Origin of the sequence: Streptosporangium sandarakinum (assembly GCF_050942225.1) — a bacterium.
In the GTDB taxonomy this organism is placed as follows: Bacteria; Actinomycetota; Actinomycetes; order Streptosporangiales; family Streptosporangiaceae; genus Streptosporangium; species Streptosporangium nondiastaticum.
In genome coordinates, this window is sequence record NZ_CP192034.1 from 7,645,118 (window position 1) to 7,661,570 (window position 16,453).

General features: G+C 74.0%; 16 protein-coding genes. 10 read left to right on the forward strand and 6 right to left on the reverse strand.

Features of this window, described 5'->3' with window-relative positions; all coding sequences use genetic code 11:
- The first annotated feature begins 36 nt into the window (after positions 1-36).
- Both ACQP10_RS35090 and ACQP10_RS35095 read left to right on the forward strand, forming a co-directional pair.
- Positions 37-924, forward strand: a complete 888-nt coding sequence (locus ACQP10_RS35090; protein ID WP_433540471.1) for an LLM class flavin-dependent oxidoreductase — start codon at positions 37-39, stop codon at positions 922-924.
- Positions 914-1,345 (forward strand): nucleoside deaminase, encoded by a 432-nt coding sequence (locus ACQP10_RS35095; RefSeq protein WP_346018681.1) that lies wholly within the window; start codon positions 914-916, stop codon positions 1,343-1,345. The genes ACQP10_RS35090 and ACQP10_RS35095 overlap by 11 nt, the downstream gene beginning before the upstream one ends.
- 130 nt (positions 1,346-1,475) lie before the next feature.
- On the opposite strand, the gene ACQP10_RS35100 is transcribed toward ACQP10_RS35095, so the two are convergent.
- Both ACQP10_RS35100 and ACQP10_RS35105 read right to left on the reverse strand, forming a co-directional pair.
- Positions 1,476-1,877, reverse strand: a complete 402-nt coding sequence (locus tag ACQP10_RS35100) for an NUDIX hydrolase (RefSeq protein WP_346019701.1) — start codon at positions 1,875-1,877, stop codon at positions 1,476-1,478.
- A gap of 74 nt (positions 1,878-1,951) precedes the next feature.
- Positions 1,952-2,557 carry a TetR/AcrR family transcriptional regulator gene (locus ACQP10_RS35105; protein ID WP_390000558.1) on the reverse strand — a complete coding sequence of 202 codons (606 nt, stop codon included), beginning with the start codon at positions 2,555-2,557 and terminating at the stop codon, positions 1,952-1,954.
- 107 nt (positions 2,558-2,664) lie between these two features.
- Between ACQP10_RS35105 and ACQP10_RS35110 the strand changes: the two genes are divergently transcribed.
- Positions 2,665-4,134: an MFS transporter gene (locus tag ACQP10_RS35110; protein ID WP_433540472.1), complete on the forward strand. Its 1,470-nt coding sequence runs from the start codon at positions 2,665-2,667 to the stop codon at positions 4,132-4,134.
- Between the two features lie 128 nt (positions 4,135-4,262).
- On the opposite strand, the gene ACQP10_RS35115 is transcribed toward ACQP10_RS35110, so the two are convergent.
- Positions 4,263-4,733: a GbsR/MarR family transcriptional regulator gene (locus tag ACQP10_RS35115; RefSeq protein WP_346018678.1), complete on the reverse strand. Its 471-nt coding sequence runs from the start codon at positions 4,731-4,733 to the stop codon at positions 4,263-4,265.
- 94 nt (positions 4,734-4,827) lie between these two features.
- Here ACQP10_RS35115 and ACQP10_RS35120 point away from each other — a divergent pair, with 94 nt between their 5' ends.
- The 7 genes from ACQP10_RS35120 to ACQP10_RS35150 all read left to right on the forward strand — a co-directional run bounded on the left by ACQP10_RS35120 (position 4,828) and on the right by ACQP10_RS35150 (position 11,819).
- Positions 4,828-5,805, forward strand: a complete 978-nt coding sequence (locus ACQP10_RS35120) for an ABC transporter ATP-binding protein (RefSeq protein WP_346018677.1) — start codon at positions 4,828-4,830, stop codon at positions 5,803-5,805.
- Positions 5,802-7,379: an ABC transporter permease gene (locus tag ACQP10_RS35125; protein ID WP_433540473.1), complete on the forward strand. Its 1,578-nt coding sequence runs from the start codon at positions 5,802-5,804 to the stop codon at positions 7,377-7,379. Before ACQP10_RS35120 ends, ACQP10_RS35125 begins: the two co-directional genes overlap by 4 nt.
- 265 nt (positions 7,380-7,644) lie before the next feature.
- Complete coding sequence (locus ACQP10_RS35130) at positions 7,645-8,304, forward strand: HAD family hydrolase (RefSeq protein ID WP_179826093.1); 660 nt, start codon at positions 7,645-7,647, stop codon at positions 8,302-8,304.
- A gap of 45 nt (positions 8,305-8,349) precedes the next feature.
- The gene (locus ACQP10_RS35135) at positions 8,350-9,417 is read left to right on the forward strand and encodes a type I phosphomannose isomerase catalytic subunit (protein ID WP_346018675.1); all 1,068 of its coding nucleotides are present in this window, start codon (positions 8,350-8,352) and stop codon (positions 9,415-9,417) included.
- Positions 9,418-9,534: 117 nt separating this feature from the next.
- A complete protein-coding gene (locus tag ACQP10_RS35140; RefSeq protein ID WP_433540474.1) occupies positions 9,535-11,001 on the forward strand; it encodes an aminotransferase class I/II-fold pyridoxal phosphate-dependent enzyme in 1,467 nt (488 codons plus the stop codon).
- Positions 11,002-11,261: 260 nt separating this feature from the next.
- Complete coding sequence (locus ACQP10_RS35145) at positions 11,262-11,471, forward strand: hypothetical protein (protein ID WP_179826098.1); 210 nt, start codon at positions 11,262-11,264, stop codon at positions 11,469-11,471.
- Positions 11,472-11,474: 3 nt separating this feature from the next.
- Positions 11,475-11,819: a DUF1036 domain-containing protein gene (locus ACQP10_RS35150; RefSeq protein WP_346018673.1), complete on the forward strand. Its 345-nt coding sequence runs from the start codon at positions 11,475-11,477 to the stop codon at positions 11,817-11,819.
- 283 nt (positions 11,820-12,102) lie between these two features.
- Here ACQP10_RS35150 and ACQP10_RS35155 read toward each other — a convergent pair whose 3' ends face one another.
- The 3 genes from ACQP10_RS35155 to ACQP10_RS35165 all read right to left on the reverse strand — a co-directional run bounded on the left by ACQP10_RS35155 (position 12,103) and on the right by ACQP10_RS35165 (position 16,172).
- Positions 12,103-12,270: a hypothetical protein gene (locus ACQP10_RS35155; protein WP_179826102.1), complete on the reverse strand. Its 168-nt coding sequence runs from the start codon at positions 12,268-12,270 to the stop codon at positions 12,103-12,105.
- A 495-nt stretch (positions 12,271-12,765) separates the two neighbouring features.
- The gene (locus ACQP10_RS35160) at positions 12,766-14,319 is read right to left on the reverse strand and encodes a GTPase family protein (protein WP_433540475.1); all 1,554 of its coding nucleotides are present in this window, start codon (positions 14,317-14,319) and stop codon (positions 12,766-12,768) included.
- Positions 14,316-16,172: an ABC transporter gene (locus ACQP10_RS35165; RefSeq protein WP_390000534.1), complete on the reverse strand. Its 1,857-nt coding sequence runs from the start codon at positions 16,170-16,172 to the stop codon at positions 14,316-14,318. The genes ACQP10_RS35160 and ACQP10_RS35165 overlap by 4 nt, the downstream gene beginning before the upstream one ends.
- Positions 16,173-16,453: the final 281 nt, after the last annotated feature.

Below are 16,453 nucleotides of genomic sequence, written 5' to 3' on the forward strand. Positions count from 1 at the left end.
TCCGGATCGGCCGGCCGGATAACTAGCCTCGATCAGGTGGAAATAGGAGTCAATGTCCCGAATTTCGGGCCCGGCACCGACCCGGACACGTTGCGCCGCTGGGCGCGGACGGTGGAAGGACTGGGCTTCGACCTGCTGATGGTCTCCGACCATGTCGTGGTGACCCCGGACGTCGCCGAGCAGTACCCGGCGCCCTTCTACGAGCCGTTCACCACGCTCTCCTGGTTGGCCGGCGTCACCGACCGGATCCGGCTCGGCACCACGGTGCTCATCGTGCCCTACCGGCATCCGCTGCTCGTCGCCCGGATGGCCGCCAACCTGAACCGGCTCAGCGGCGGACGGCTGGTCCTCGGTGTGGCGGCCGGCTGGGCGCGCCAGGAGTTCGAGGCGCTCGGCGTGCCGTTCGAGCGGCGCGGGAGGCTCACCGACGACCATCTGCGGGCCATCCGCGCCGCCTGGGAGGAGGACGACGACTACCGCGCCGGCGACATACCGTTCTGGGTCGGCGGCCACAGCGACGCCGCGCTGCGCCGTGCCGTACGGCTGGGCGACGCGTGGCACCCGCTGCGGTTCACCCTTCCCTGGCTGACCGGGGCGCTGGACCGGCTGAAGGCCGTCGCCGCCGAGGAGGGGCGGACCGCGCCCGCGCTGGTCCCTCGCATGATCCTGAGGCTCACCGAGACGCCGGTCGCCGGGCCGGACAGGCTCGCCGGGGAGGGGACGATCGACCAGGTCACCGAGGACCTGGAGCGGCTGCGCCTGCTCGGCGCCGAGACCGTCGTGCTGGACCCGTTCGGCGGGGACCCCGCCGAGACCCTCCACCCGGAGACGGCATGGCGGGCGCTCGCGGCCGTCGCCGACCGGCGGCGAACGCTCACGACCGGAAACACCATCGCACGCGAACGGAGCGATCATGACGGGTGACGACGAGCGGTTCCTCCGCAGGGCCATCGAGCTGGCCGCCGAGGCCAGGGCGGGCGGGAATCCGCCGTTCGGGTCGCTGCTGGCGGGGCCGGACGGCGGGATCCTCGCGGAGGAGCGCAACACGAGCGTCACCGACGCCGACATCACCGCCCACCCCGAGCTGAAGCTGGCCAGGTGGGCGGCCCGCGAGCTGGACCGGGCCACCGCGGCCGCCACCACCATGTACACCAGCTGCCGGCCGTGCGGCATGTGCGCGGGCGCCATCGAGCGGTCCGGCCTGGGCCGCGTCGTCTACGCGCTCTCCCCCGAGCAGCTCGCGAGCCTCAAGTCACCCGGTGCCACGCCGGTCGTCTTCCCCTTCTCCGAGGAGGGCCCGGCCCTGTTCGACGAGGCCCGCGTCCCGCTGCAGGGCTACTACTGAGGACCGGGCCCCGGCAGCCCGGCTCGCCCCCGGGAGGGTCGAGGATTCGTCGATCACGACGCCGTGAAGGCCCGACGCGGGCCGGACCGCCACGGCGTCGTGATCGACGGCCGGCCGGCGTGGCGCACCGTCAGGTCAGCCGGCCCGCGGCCCTCAGGTCGTCGAAGATGAGCTGGTCGACCGGGGAGACCCGGTCGCGGTCGGCGTACGACAGCCAGGCGACCTCCTCGATCTCGCTGCTCGCGGTGAGGGTGCCGCGGTAGTCGCCGGTGTAGCAGGTCATGCGGACCACCGTCCCCTCCGGGTGGCCGTGCGCCTGGGCCTCGTAGGTGCCGAGGAGGGCGACGGTCCCGGGGAGGATCGCCACGGTGAGCTCCTCGCTGATCTCACGCGCCAGCGTCTGCGCGTCGCTCTCCCCGGCCTCCCGCTTGCCGCCGGGGAAGTAGTAGGTGTCCTTGCCCCGGGAGCGCGTGCTGAGGACCCTGCCGTCCTCCAGCCGTATCCACGCCACCTTGTCGATGAGCACCGGCATCACGTGTCCCCGTTCCTCGTGGTTGATGAAAGACGCGGCCGCGGACGCCGGGCCGAGGCTCCGGCGTGAGGGCTTCAACGACGTGCGATGAGCGGGAGCAGCAGGTCGTCGACGACCGACTCGATCTGCTCGTCGGTGCTCTTGGGCTGTCCGCTGACGCAGTGGTAGAGGAGCATCGCGGGCCCGGCCGCGGCGATGGCCGTCTCGCTCGCACCCGGTGCGACGCCTCCGTGTCTCTCGATCAGCTCGATGACGCCCCTCTCGCAGGGCACGGTCACCGACTCGTGGAAGAGCACGCGCAGCTGGGCCGTCTCCTCGTCCCCCGCGGCCGCCACCGCCTGGAAGGCCGTGCCCCTGGAGTCGTACAGCGCCTGGTTGAGATACCGGAGCAATGTCAGCAGGCCGTCGCGGAGCGGCGTGTCCGGCGGGATCTCCGGTGGGGCGGGAAGCAGGTCGCGCAGCGCGTCGCGCACGAGTTCGTCCTTGTTGCGCCACCTTCGGTACAGGGCCGCCTTGCCGGTGCCGGCCGCGGCGGCGACCCGGTTGGTGCTCAGCTTGGCGTAGCCGACTGTGCCGAGCTGCTCGATCACCGCGTCGAAGATGGCCCGCTGCAGCGCCTCACCACGCCGTCGCGTGGAGGGCGGCTCCGGCCGCGCCGGTCGTTGCGCCGATGTGGTCATCGACACCTCCTTCACACCGGACCGGTTGCGCTCCCACCCTATCGGCCAAATATAGTGAACCACCTAGTTCACTATTGAGGCTTCAGCCTCGAAGGAGGAAGAGGAAGATGCCGAGCCCACCCGAACGATCCGCCACCGAAGCACCGGCCGCTGCCGCCGAGGCGGCGCCGAAAGCCACCGATGTGAGGCTGACCGGCGCCGCCGCGATGACCCTGGGGGTGATCGTCTCCTGCGAGCTGGTCCTGATGCTCGACGCGACGATCATGAACGTGGCCCTGCCCCAGATCCGCGGTGGCCTGGGATTCACCCCCGCCGGACTGTCCTGGGTCACCAACGCCTTCCTGCTCACCTACGCGGGCCTGATGCTGCTCGGCGGGCGCGCCGGCGACATCCTCGGCCACCGCCGGGTGTTCCTCGCCGGCATGGTGCTGTTCACCGCCGCCTCCCTGCTGGGCGGGCTGGCCCCCAGCCCTGAGGTGCTCATCGCCGCCCGCGCCGCGCAGGGTCTCGGCGCCGCGCTGGCCGCGCCCAGCACCCTGGCCCTGCTGACCACCAACTTCCGGGGCGAACAGCAGGTCAAGGCGCTGGGCGTCTACTCCTCCGTCACCGCCTCCGCCATGACCCTCGGCCTCATCCTCGGCGGCGTCATCACCACCGCGCTGTCGTGGCGCTGGGTGCTGTTCATCAACGTCCCGATCGGGCTGTTCTCCGTCCTGATCGCACCGCGTTATCTCGCCGAGTCGCCGCGACGGTCCGGCCGCTTCGACGCGGCCGGGGCGCTGACGTCGATGTCCGGGCTGGTCGCCGTCGCCTTCGCGCTGATACGCGCCGCCGAGCACGGCTGGCGGGACCCGGCCGCCCTCGCGGCACTGGTGGGCGGGATCGTGCTGCTGGTCGCGTTCGTGCTGATCGAGTCACGGACGAGCCAGCCGATCATGCCGCTCCGGCTGTTCGCCGACCGCACCCGCGCCGGCGCCTTCGCCGTCCTCCTGCTGGTCCCCATGGTGACGATGAGCATGCAGTTCTTCGTCGTCCAGTTCCTGCAGCAGGTGCTGCGCCACAGCCCGCTGCAGGCTGGGCTGGCATTCCTGCCCATGGCGATCGGGATGCTGCTGACCGCGCAGAACGCGTCACGGGCGATCGCCAGGTTCGGCGGCAAGGCGGTCGCGCTCACCGGCGTGGCCCTGCTCACGGCCGGCGTCGCATGGCTCGTCCCGATCACGGCGACGACCGGCTACGCGGCCGGCATCGCCGGTCCCCTGCTGCTGACGGGGGCGGGGCTGGGACTGGTGGTCGTGCCGTTCAACATGGCGATCATGTCCACGGTCGACCCCGCCGAGTCGGGAGCCGCCGCCGGGGTGCTCCAGACCGCGATGCTCACCGGCGCGTCACTCGGCATCGCCGTGCTGTCCGCCGTGTACGCCTCGACCATCGAAGAGAACGGCGACTCCGCGACGCGGCCCACGGTCCACGCCATCGCCGAGGGCATGGGAACCGCCTTCACCGTCGGTCTCGCCTTCGCGGCCGCCGCTCTCCTGATCACCCTCCTGGTGGTCAGGCGAACGGGTGCGCGATGAATCCGGCGGGCGCTCAAGACGTGGTTCACGCGGAGCCGCCGACAGTCGACCAGCGTCGGACACCGGTGGCGCCCCCCTGAGACCCGGCGCGGGGCGGGACCGCCGGTCCTCGGGCGAGACCGGCGGGGTCAGTCTCGGGCGGGTTTCCGCTGCTCCCAACGCTCCATCATGAGCAGGATCTCGTCGTGGCAGAAGGCGAAGAAGTCGCGCATCTCAGCCATGGTGCGGCCGGGACGGCTGTCGGGGCCGCCGATCGCGGCTATGCCCTCGTCGAGGGTGTCGGTGATGAGCTGCAGCCGGTTCATCTTGCCGATCGTCGCCTCCCACCAGCTCTGGCTGCTCAGGAGGTACAGGTCGCGCCGGGAGCCCGGGACCGGCTCCCGGCGGAGCAGGTCCATGTCCACGAGGTAGCGCACGGCGCCCGAGATGGCGCCGGAGCTGGCGCCGAGCCGTTCGGCGAGGTCGGCGGCGCTGAGCGCGTCCTCCTCGGCGGTCATCACGGTCAGCAGCACGCGGGCCGCCATCGGCGGGACGCCCATGGCGGCCAGCATCCGGCCCATCCGCTCCACGAACCGGCGTACGGCCTCCTCGTCGCGCATCCATCCCCCCCCTGACGTCCTCCCGCATTCTCCCGCGTCAAGAACGCATATAGATACTTTCACTTTTCTCTGAAGCCTCTATACATTCTAAATCATGAGCAACGTCATCTCGGTGTCCGGCGTCACGAAGCGATTCGGCCGGACCCGCGCGCTGGACGGCCTGGACCTGGAGGTCCGGGCCGGCGAGGTGCACGGCTTCCTGGGCCCGAACGGCGCCGGGAAGTCGACCGCGATCCGCGTCCTGCTCGGCCTGCTGCGGGCCGATTCGGGCACGGTCCGCCTGCTGGGCGGCGACCCCTGGAAGGACGCCGTCGAGCTCCACCGCCGCCTGGCCTACGTGCCCGGCGACGTCACGCTGTGGCCCAACCTGTCCGGCGGAGAGGTCATCGACCTGCTCGGCCGGCTGCGCGGCGGTCTCGACCGGGATCGCAAGAGGGAACTGATCGAGCGGTTCGACCTCGACCCGCGCAAGAAGGGGCGGGCCTACTCCAAGGGCAACCGGCAGAAGGTCGCCCTCGTCGCCGCGCTCGCCTCCGACGCGGAGCTGCTGCTGCTGGACGAGCCGACCTCCGGGCTCGACCCGCTGATGGAGGCGGTCTTCACCGACTGCGTCGCCGAGGCGCGGGAGCGGGGGCGTACGGTGCTGCTGTCCAGCCACATCCTCGCCGAGGTCGAGAAGCTGTGCGACCGGGTGAGCATCATCCGCGACGGCCGCACCGTCGAGACCGGCACGCTGGCCGAGCTGCGCCACCTGACCCGCACGTCGATCACCGCGGAGCTGGCCGGCCCGCCCGACGGGCTGTCGGACCTGCCCGGCGTCCACGGCCTGCGCGCCGGCGGCGACCGGGTGACGTTCGAGGTCGACGACGACCGGCTGGGTGACGCGCTGGCGCGGCTCGCGGCCCGCGGCGTGCGCTCGCTCACCAGCCGGCCGCCGACCCTGGAGGAGCTGTTCCTGCGCCACTACCGGGACGGGGACGCCCGTACGGCGAACGGGAGCACCCGTACGGCCGGTGGAGACGCCCGGCCGGTGGACGGGGACGCCCGTACGGCCGGCGGAGACGCCCGATGACCGGCACCGGCTCGCTCGTCCGGCTGATCCTGCGGCGCGACCGGCTCGTTCTGCCGCTGTGGGTGCTGCTGCTCGCCGTACTGCCGATCACCCAGACCGCCGGCATCGCCGAGCTGTACCCGACCGAGCGGGGGTTGCGGGAGTTCGCCGCGTCCTTCGGCGCCAACCCCGCGCTGGTCGCGCTGTACGGGCCGTTCACCCACTGGAACGCCGCCGCGCTGGGCGTGTGGCGTGCCGGGTTCACCCCCGTGCTGCTGGGTCTGGCCTGCCTGCTCACCGTGGTCCGGCACACCCGGGTGGAGGAGGAGACCGGCCGCCGCGAGCTGCTCGGCTCCACCGTCCTGGGTCGCCAGGCGGGGCTGTCGGCGGCACTGGCCGTGGCCGCGTCGGCGAACCTGGCCGTGGCGCTGGTCGTCCTGGCCTCCTTCGCCGGGCTGGGGTATCCGGTCGCCGGCGCGCTGGCCACCGGCCTCGGCTACGCCGCGACCGGCATGGTGTTCGCCGCCGTGGGCGCGGTCGCCGCGCAGCTCACCGAGAGCGCGGGCGGGGCCCGGGCGATCGGCCTGTCGGCGCTCGGCGTCGCCTACCTGATCCGGATGGCCGGTGACTCGACCGGCGCCTCGTGGCTGTCGTGGCTGTCGCCGTTCGGCTGGAGCCAGCGGATGCGTCCCTTCGCCGGCGAGGTCTGGTGGCCGCTCGCCCTGTCGCTCGCGGCGGTCGCGCTGCTGTCGCTCACCGCCTACGCCCTGGCCGGACGCAGGGACCTCGCGGCGGGTGTGCTGCCGCCGCGGCTGGGTCCCGCCGACGCCGCGCCCGGCTTCGGCTCGCCGCTCGCGCTGGCCTGGCGACTGCACCGGGGGCCGCTGCTCGGCTGGAGCGCGGGCTTCGCGGTGTTCGGCGCGGTGGTCGGCGCCGCGGCGAAGACCGCCGCCGACACGATGGCCGGCAACGCGCGGCTCATGGAGATGATGGCCCGGCTGGGCGGCTCGGCGAACGTGGCCGACGTCTTCGTCGCGAGCGTGATGAGCATCTTCGGGATGGGCGCCGCCGGCTACGCCGTGCAGGCCGCGCTGCGGATGCGCGGCGAGGAGACGCTCATGCGCGCCGAGCCGCTGCTGGCCGCCCCGGTGGGCAGGGCCCGGTGGATGGCGGGTCACCTGGTGTTCGCGCTGCTCGGGCCGGCCGTGGTGATGCTGGTCCTGGGGGTCGCGGTCGGGATCGCCTACGGCGTGAGCACCGGCGACGTCGCCGGCCGGCTCCCCGGGGTGGCGGGCGCGGCGGTCTCCCAGCTCCCCGCCGTGTGGTCGCTGGCCGGGCTGGCGGTCGCGCTGTTCGGCCTGCTGCCACGCCTGACCGCGCTGGCGTGGGCGGCGCTGGCGCTGTTCCTGCTGCTCGGCCAGGTCGGCGCGCTGCTGGACCTGCCGCCCGCGGCGCTGGACCTCTCGCCGTTCAGCCACCTGCCCAAGCTCCCCGGCGGGGAGGTGGCGGCGACGCCGCTGCTCGTACTGACCGTGATCGCCACCGCGCTCGTGGCCACCGGCCTGTACGGCTTCCGCCGCCGCGACGTCGGCTGACGCCGGCGGGCACGGTCCGGCGTCACCGGGGTCCCGCCGTACGGTTCGCGGGCCGTACGGCGGGACCCGGGGGCCGCGCGAGGAGGGTGCGCGGACGGGCGGCCGATCGGGGTTTCGGCAGGTGGGAGCCGGTGAGGAACGAGGAAGGAGCCGTCCGCCTCCGGCGGGGGCCCGCAGGGGGGCGGACCGGTGCCGCCGGGGATGAGCGCCGCGCCCGGGGGCAGGGTCTCCCGGGCACCCGTCCGCACCGCCGAAGGAGGACCGCATGGCCGACACCGCCATCATCGACGTCGACGGCACCCTGGTCGACACCAACTACCAGCACGCGCTCGCGTGGTACCGGGCTTTCAACCGCTACGACGTGGTGCTGCCGCTGTGGCGCATCCACCGGCACATCGGCATGGGAGGCGACCAGATCGTGGCCGCCCTCGCCGGGGAGGACGTCGAGCGGGAGCACGGCGACGCGCTGCGGGAGGCGTGGACCGAGGAGTTCGACAAGATGATCGACGAGGTGCGGCCCTTCGAGGGCGCCACCGACCTGCTGGTCGAGCTGGGCCGACGCGGGTTCGCCGTGGTCCTCGCCTCCTCCGGCAAGCCGGAGCACGTCGATCACTTCCTCGACCTCATCGACGGCCGCGAGCACTGCAGGGCGTGGACCACCTCCGAGGACGTCGAGAAGACCAAGCCCGCCCCCGACCTGATGAAGGTGGCGCTCGCCAAGGTCGAGGGCGCCTCGGGGGTGGCGGTCGGCGACTCCACCTGGGACTTCCTCGCCGCCGGCAAGCTGGACCTGCCCGGCATCGCGATCCGCACCGGCGGGTTCTCGCCCGAGGAGCTGCGCGAGGCCGGCGCCGCCCATGTCTTCGACTCGATTCCCGACCTGATCGACGGGCTCGACCGCACGCCGCTCCGGAAGGCCACCTGACGACGTCGCCCCCGCCCGGGGGCGGGGGCTTCCCGGAGGTTTCCGATGAACTGGTACCCGCTGCGTCTCAGCAGCCCCGTCCGCGACTACGTCTTCGGCGGCCGGGCCATCGCCGAGCGGCTGGGCCGTACCGGCCTCCCCCACGGGCCCATCGCCGAGACGTGGGAGGTGAGCGACCTGGAAGGCGAGAGCGCGGTGGTGAGCAACGGCCCCCTCGCCGGGTGCACGCTGCGGGAGCTCGTCGAGGACCGGCCGGGCGAGCTGGTGTGCCACGGCTGGAGCGGGCCGCACTTCCCGGTGCTCACGAAGTTCGTCGACGCCACCGGCATGCTGCCGGTGCACCTGCACGCCGACGACGCGACCGCGCGGCGGCTGCAGGCCCAGCCGAACGGCAAGACCGAGGCGTGGCACATCCTGGACGCCGCACCCGGCGCCACCGCCCTGGTCGGCGTCAAGGAGGGCGTGGGCCACGACGAGCTGCGCGCCGCGCTCCTGGAGCAGGACTTCGACGCGGTGATGCGGCGGCTCCCGGTGCGGCCGGGCGAGACGGTGTACGTGCCGGGCGGGACGCTGCACAGCTTCGGTCCCCGCACCCTCGTCTATGAGATCGAGCAGACCTCCGACATCCAGCAGCACGCCATGCCCTGGCGCATGGAGGACGGCTCCCCCCTGGGGAGAGGCGAGTGGCACGCCGGCGTCGAACGGCTGCTGGAGGAGTGGCGGCCGGAGCCGCGGCCCGACTTCCAGCCGGGCCTGCGCATCCCCGCGGGCGAGGACGTCGAGCGGGTGATCTGCTGCGCCGGGCCCTACTTCGCCCTGGAGCGCTGGCGGGTGGCGGCCGGCGTGTCACCGGCGTGCCGCTTCGACACCGCGCTCGTGGTGAGCAACGCCGGCGGCCCGGTGGCGGTCGAGGCCGGCGGGTGGTGCGAGACCCTCGGGCCGGCGCGGACGCTGCTGCTGCCCGCCGCACTCGGCCTGGTACGGGTCAGCGGGCCGGCCGACCTGCTGGTCGGCTACCTGCCGAACCTGGAGCGTGACATCCGCGCCCCGCTGGCCGCGAGCGGCTACGGGCCGCAGGTCATCGCCTCGCTCGGGGAGGTTCCGGCGGCCTGAGCCGCGCGGTGCCCGGCGGCCCGGGACGCACGGACCCGGCGGCCCGGGACGCGGGAAGGAGCCCCCGCGGGGGGCGCAGATGAGTTATCACGTCTCTCACCTGGGCAACCAGCAGGGATGGACCATTCAGAAGCACCGGTGCTGGAGGCGCTCGCCGCCTACCACGCCGAGAAGCAGCTGCCGTTCACCCCGCCGGGGCACAAGCAGGGACGCGGCGCCGACCCGAGGGTCCGCGCGGTGCTGGGGGACGCCGTCTTCCACTCCGACGTCCTGGCCGTCAACGGCCTGGACGACCGCACCTCCTCCAAGGGGATCCTGGAGCGGGCCCAGGAGCTCATGGCCGACGCCGTCGGCGCGGACCACACCTTCTTCTCCACCTGCGGCAGCTCCCTGTCGGTCAAGGCCGCCATGCTGGCGGCGGCCGGGCCGCACGAGAAGCTGGTGCTCGGCAGGGACGCCCACAAGGCCATGGTGGCCGGGCTGATCCTGTCCGGCGTCCGGCCGGTCTGGGTGGACCCGAACTTCGACCCGGACCTGCACCTGGCCCACCCGCCGTCGGTCGAGGCGTTCACCGCGGCCTTCGACGAGCACCCCGACGCCAAGGGCGCGCTGGTGACCAGCCCGACGCCGTACGGCACCTGCGGCGACCTGGCCGGGCTCGCCCGGATGTGCCACGAGCGGGGCAGACCCCTGCTGGTGGACGAGGCGTGGGGCGCGCACCTGCCCTTCCACCCCGACCTGCCGGTCTGGGCGATGAACGCCGGCGCCGACGTCTGCGTCACCTCCGTCCACAAGATGGGGTCGGGACTGGAGCAGAGCTCCGTCTTCCACCTGCGGGGCGACCTCGTCGACCCGGAGGCGCTCAAGTCGCGCGCCGACCTGCTGAGCACCACCAGCCCGTCGGTGCTGATCTACGCCGCCCTGGACGGCTGGCGGCGGCAGATGGCCGAGCACGGCCGTGAGCTGTACGACCACGCGCTGGCGCTGGCCGGGAGCCTGCGCGAGCGGATCTCCGAGATCAAGGGCATGCACGTCCACACCCGGGACGACTTCTGCGGGCCCGGCCGGGCGTCCGACATGGACCCGCTCCAGATCATCATCGACATCTCCGGCCTGCGCCCGAGCGGCTACCACGCGTCCGACTGGCTCCGCGAGCACCACCGGCTCAACCTGCACCTGTCCGACCACCGCCGGATCAGCGTCCAGCTCACCCACGCCGACGACGAGGAGTCCGCCGCCAGGCTGCTCACCGGGCTGAGGGACCTGGCCGAGCACGCCGGTGAGCTGCCCCCGGGCCCGTCGATGGACGTCCCCGACCCGCGGGAGCTGCGGCTGGAGCAGGCCATGCTGCCGCGGGACGCGTTCTTCGGCCGTGCCGAGCAGGTGCCGTGGCGGGAGGCCGTGGGCCGGGTCTCCGCGGAGATGCTCACGCCGTACCCGCCCGGCATCCCCGCCGCGGTGCCCGGTGAGCGGCTCACCGAGGCGGTGCTGGACTACCTGCGCACCGGGGTGGACGCCGGGATGGTCGTACCGGACGCGGCGGACCCGGAGGTCAGGAGCGTCCGCGTCGTCGCCGGGGAGTGACCGCCGCCCCCGGCGGGCGGCCTCCGCCCCGGCGAGGGCCGCTGCCGTCCGATGGCGGGGCCGGATCGCGAGGGCGGCACCGAACGGCCGGGGCACCCCGACCGTTCGACCTTTTCCGACTTTTCCGGCTTTTCCATCCTCGATGCGCCCTTTCGATCGCTTACGCCTTGACCAGGGGAAGACGACCCTTTACAGCCCTTTGACATGACTGTACGTTGTCGTTAAATCACCCTGTGCATTCGAGGAATGTAGGTGAGACCATGCCCGAAAACGGCAGCGAACGCCCTCCCGACCCCCGGGTGGCGTTCGCGAGCGCGGCGGAGGCCAACGCCGGGGAACGCAACGAGCGTCCAGGGGCGGCCGACCGCGCCGTCATCACGGTGACCGCCGACGAGCACCTCCCGCCCCTGGCCGAGCAGGCGCTGGACGACCGGCCGCTGACCCTGCGATTCACGGAACCGGAGGAGTAGGCCATGGAGCTGCACTTCCGCAACCGCTACGTGTCCAGGGTCTGGGTGGCGATCATGTTCTACAGCCCCGTCACCTGCCGCGACTACGGCCAGTGGGGCACCCGCGGCTGGTGGGCCATCGACCCGGGCGGTGAGGCGTTCGTCCTCAACACCGACAACCGCTACGCCGCCTTCTACGCCGAAGCCGCCAACGGAGCCGTCTGGACCGGCCCCTACGGCCCGATGTACGTCTACCAGACCGCCTTCGACTCCTGCCTCAACATCGGCAGCACCGCGGCCAGGCGCGTCGGCACCCGTCTGGTCGACATGAACGGTTACTCCCGCTACTACGTGAACCTCGTCGCCTGACGAGGCCCCTCACCGGGCGCCGGTCCGGCACCGCCGGTCGGCATCGCGGTGAGGATGCCCCCTTGAGCGCCTCCTGGGAGACGGCTCCGAGGTCCGTCCGGCCTCGTGTCTCCTTCCGCTGACCCGTCCCCCTCCGACCGGGAGGCGCTCACCCCGAAACCGGCCGCCGAGGCGCCGGCCCCGAAGACACCCGCCGGTCCCGAACCCGCCCGCCGGCCGCCGAGGCGCACCTCGCCCGTCCGGGACGCCTTTCCGTACGGCTCGCCGCCCCGGCCGACGCCGGCTAGGGCTCGATGTTCTTGCGCAGCGCGGCGAAGTAGAACCCGATGGCGATGGCGCCCACCAGCGCCACCATCCCGACGGTGGTCCCCTCCGCGCCGAAGAGCGAGGTCAGCACGATCGCGACGGCGAAGACGAGGGGCACGCCGATATCGAGCCTTTTGCGGTTCACGATCCTCCTTCTCGGTTCGCCTCGCGGCTTCACCGCCCGTCGTCCAGGGCGGCGCCGTCCGGCGAGGCAGGATCAACCTAGCGCCCCGCACGCGAACCCGCGCACGGCCGCCGTCCCGCGACCCGGCGGGGCACCCGCCGAGCACCGGCCCCACGGCCCGGTGGAGCACGCCGGCCGGGTCGCCCGGCCGCCGGTTCCACGGCTCAGCGGGACGCCCCCGGGCCACCGCGATCACCTCGGCGAACCGGCGGTAGCGGGTCAGCTCCTCTCCCACCGGGTCCAGCACGAACTCCCGGGCGACCTGACCCACGCTCGCCCGGAGCGCCCGGGACGCCCGGCGCGCCCGGCGGCGCCCGCCCAGCCACGCGGCCACCCGGCAGAGCAGTGCGATCACCAACCCGAGGAGCACCCCGCCGAGCAGCAGCAGGGTGGGCCAGGGCAGCTCCCCCACGGTCGGCATGTAGGGCCGGGGAAGCCGCAGGTAGTCCATGGCGATCAGGCCGAGCAGCCAGAGCGCCCCGGAGAGCGCCACCAGCAGCACCAGCCACTGCGCCAGGCCCGCCGCCCTCCACCACGCGGGCCGTCCCGACGCGCCGAGCGAGGTGGTCGCCACGGCGCGGTCGAGGCCGTCCTCCAGCTCGTCCGCGCGTGCCCGGGCCGCCTGCCGTACGGCCGCCGCCCACGGCTCGGGCAGGCCCTCCGAGGCGGTCCCGGCGGTCTCGCGGACGGCGGTGTCCATCCGCGAGCGCTGTACGGCGGACGTGGCCGGGATGGAGGTGCGGCCCACGGGCCCGGCGCCCTCCGGCGTCGCGGACCCGGCGGCCCCCTCGTCGCGGACGGGGCGGGAAGGCCCAGGCGGAGGCGGCGCAGCGGGTCGGGCCGCAGCCGGCGGATCCACCGGGTCGGCGGCCAGCCGGTCGCGGCGACGGAGCGGTGCCGGTGCGACTTGGCCACGGCGGCGACCACGACCGGGACCCCCGCCGCCTCCGACAGCGCGCCGGTCAGCGGCCCCGCGAGGCCGTCCAGGGAGACCTCCGGCGGCGCGGCCACCTCGATCGGGCCCGTGGCCGAGGCGCCGGCGTCGCGCACCACCCCGAAGGCCGGGCCTCCGCCGAGTCCGGAGCCGGAGCCGGGACCGGAATCGGGGCCGCCGGCGTAGAGGTCCGTGCCGGCCATGATGGACTCCCCGTCGTGGAGACCGGCGCCGCTGGAGGCCAGGGCGAGCGCGTCCGAGGCCGTGCCGACGTCGGCGGCCAGGCGGGCGGCCCACGAGCGGCGGTTCGCGACGCGCGAGGCGAGCAGGGAGCGCAGTTCGTCCACGCCCTCCCCGGTGCGCGCCGAGACCGCGACCAGCGGCACCCCGGCCAGCCCATCCTCGTCGAGCAGCCGCCGCAGGTCCGCAAGGCAGCGTTCCACGGCGGCCGGGGACAGGCGGTCGATCTGGTTGAGGACGACCACCGTGACGTCGCGGTGCCGGGACAGCGGGCGCAGGTAGCGGTCGTGCACGGCCGCGTCGGCGTACTTCTGCGGGTCCAGCACCCACACCAGCAGGTCGACCAGCTCGACCAGCCGGTCCACCTCCAGCCGGTGCGCCGCCTCGATCGAGTCGTGGTCGGGCAGGTCGAGCAGGACCAGCCCGGGGACCTCCCCGCTCGCCCAGCCCCCGGTGACGGCGTCATCGGAGGCCCCGGCGTCCACCTCGTGGCGGCGGGAGATCTCCAGCCAGTCGAGCAGCGGCCCGGCGCCCGTCCCCTCCCAGAGGGCCGCCTGCGCGGCCGAGGTGGTCGGCCGGGTGATCCCGACCGTGGCGAGCGTGGTGCCGGACAGCAGGTTGAACAGCGAGGACTTGCCGCTGCCGGTGGCGCCGGCCAGCGCCACCGCGGTGTGGTCGACCGACAGGCTGCGCCGCACGCCGGCGCGGGCGACCACCGAGCGGGCCCCGGCGACCGCGACGGGGGCCAGCCGCCCGTCGGCGAGGTCGGCGGCCTCGGCCAGCGCGTCCAGCCGGTCGTCCAGGGAGACCGTGGTCCTGCGTCGCAGCAGCTTCACGCCTCACGCCCCTCGGTGCCGTTCAGCGGAACGGCGTCCGCACCGCCCCGCGGCACGCCGCCCAGACCGTCCATGCCGTTCACGCCTCCGGTGGCGCCGCCGGGCGGCAGCGCGCCCCGGCCCTCGGCGGCCGCCGGGATCTCGCGCCGGTGCTCCCGTACGGCCCGCGCCGCGGCCCGCAGCGCCCCGGCGGTGTCCCCGGGCGGCTGCACGGCGTCGAGGAGGTCGGTGAACCGGGTGGCCTCCGCGCCGAGCAGGGAGGCGACGCGGGCCCGCAGGTCGGCCCGGGCCTTGACGGTGAGGGTCCGCACCGCCTGGTCGCCGAAGACCGCCTCCAGCAGCTTCTGGCTCAGCACGCTGGTTCCCCCGGCGATGCCGACCTCGATGCCGGTCAGGCCCCCGGTGGAGGCGAACACCGCGAGCATCAGCAGCAGGCCCGCCCCGTTGAGGCCGTAGGAGGTGACGCGGGCGGCGGTCCGCCGGTCGGCGCCCTCCTCGCGGACCAGGCCGAGGACGTACTCCTGCCAGCCCCGGACGGCGGCCTCGGAGCGGGCGGGCAGGTCGGTCGCGGCCCGGCCCAGGCGCCCGGCCGCCGCGACCCCGGCCTCCTCCAGCAGGGCTCGCCCGGAGGGGTGCGACGACCACGACTCCAGCGCGCGTTCGGCGGCGTCGTCGGCCGCCGCCCTGATCAGCGCCTCCACCCCGCTCTCCAGGGCGACGCGCAGTTCGCTGTCGGGTGCGGGCCGCCCGGTGAACATCGCCACCAGCCGGTCGCGGAACCGGCCGACCCGGCTCTCCAGGGAGCGCATCAGGTCGCCGGTGCCGACGAAGTCCTGCCAGCGGGCCAGCACCTCCCCGCGCAGCAGCGAGCCGTCCAGCATGCCCTGGTCGAAGGCGGCCAGCCCGCCCGAGTAGGCGGCGCCCGTCATCGAGCGGAGGTCCTCGGCCGCGGCACGCTGGCGGTCCACCGCGTCGGCGAGGGCGGGGACCCGTACGGCGAGGCTGTCCAGGGCGCCGGACAGCGTCTGGCGGACCACGTCCGCGCGGGCCTGGGCGTCGGCGGCGATGCCGGTCAGCCAGTCGGCGATCGGCTGGACCGCCGGGCGCGGCAGGCGGGCGTTCTCCTCGGGCAGGACCAGCTCCGGCACCTCGAACAGGCGTGTCCCGCCCAGTCCGTTGGCCTCCAGCAGCCGTCCGAGGTCACGCTCGACCACGCCGACGGCCTCGGGCGGGACGCGCGACAGGATGACGGCCAGGGCCGTGCTCCGTTCCCGGGCCGACCGCAGGAACCCCCACGGCACCTCGTCGGCGTAGCGGGAGGCCGTGGTGGTGAACAGCCACAGGTCGGCGGCGGCGAGGAGCTGGGCGGCCAGTTCGCGGTTGGCGGCGACGACCGAGTCGATGTCCGGCGCGTCGAGCAGGGCCAGCCCCGGTGGCAGGCCGGCGACGGTGACCACCCGCAGCGTGCCGGGCTCCCCGGAGCCGCCGCCGGTGACGCGGGGCAGGCCCGGCAGGACGTGCTGTTCGGTGAACCACGCCTCGTCGGCGGGGCTGGTGACCAGGGTGGGCGCCAGCGTGGTGGGCCGCAGGACGCCGGGCGTGGTGACGTCGGCCCCGACGATGGAGTTCACCAGGGTCGACTTGCCCGCCCCGGTGGAGCCTCCGACGACGGCCAGCAGCGGGGCGTCGATCGCGCTCAGGCGCGGGATCAGGTAGTCGTCGAGCTGGCCGGCCAGCTCGCGCAGCGCCCTGCGGTCCGCCTCGACACCGCCGGTCTCCAGGGGCAGCGGGTCAGGATCGAGGCGGCTCCGCAGCTCCCGCAGCGCCTCCAGCAGACCGCCGTTCCCGTTCATAGGACCGGTCCTTCCCGAAAGGGAACGGCCTAGACGTCCAACGTGATCGGTTCCGCACATGAGAAGGGCCCCGCCGTCCGACCGGATCACGGGGGCGAATCCGGTAGGCGACGGGGCCCGAATCCCCGGTGCCCGAGGGCGGACCGGAACGGTCTCGCCTCCCCCGCAGCTGGAGGCGAGCCCTGATCCGCCACGGTCACGGGGAGATCTGGGGTGATGCGGTGACCATTGGAGCAGCCGAACCTCAGGGACAGATGAGGCGAACCTGAGTATTCGCTGAA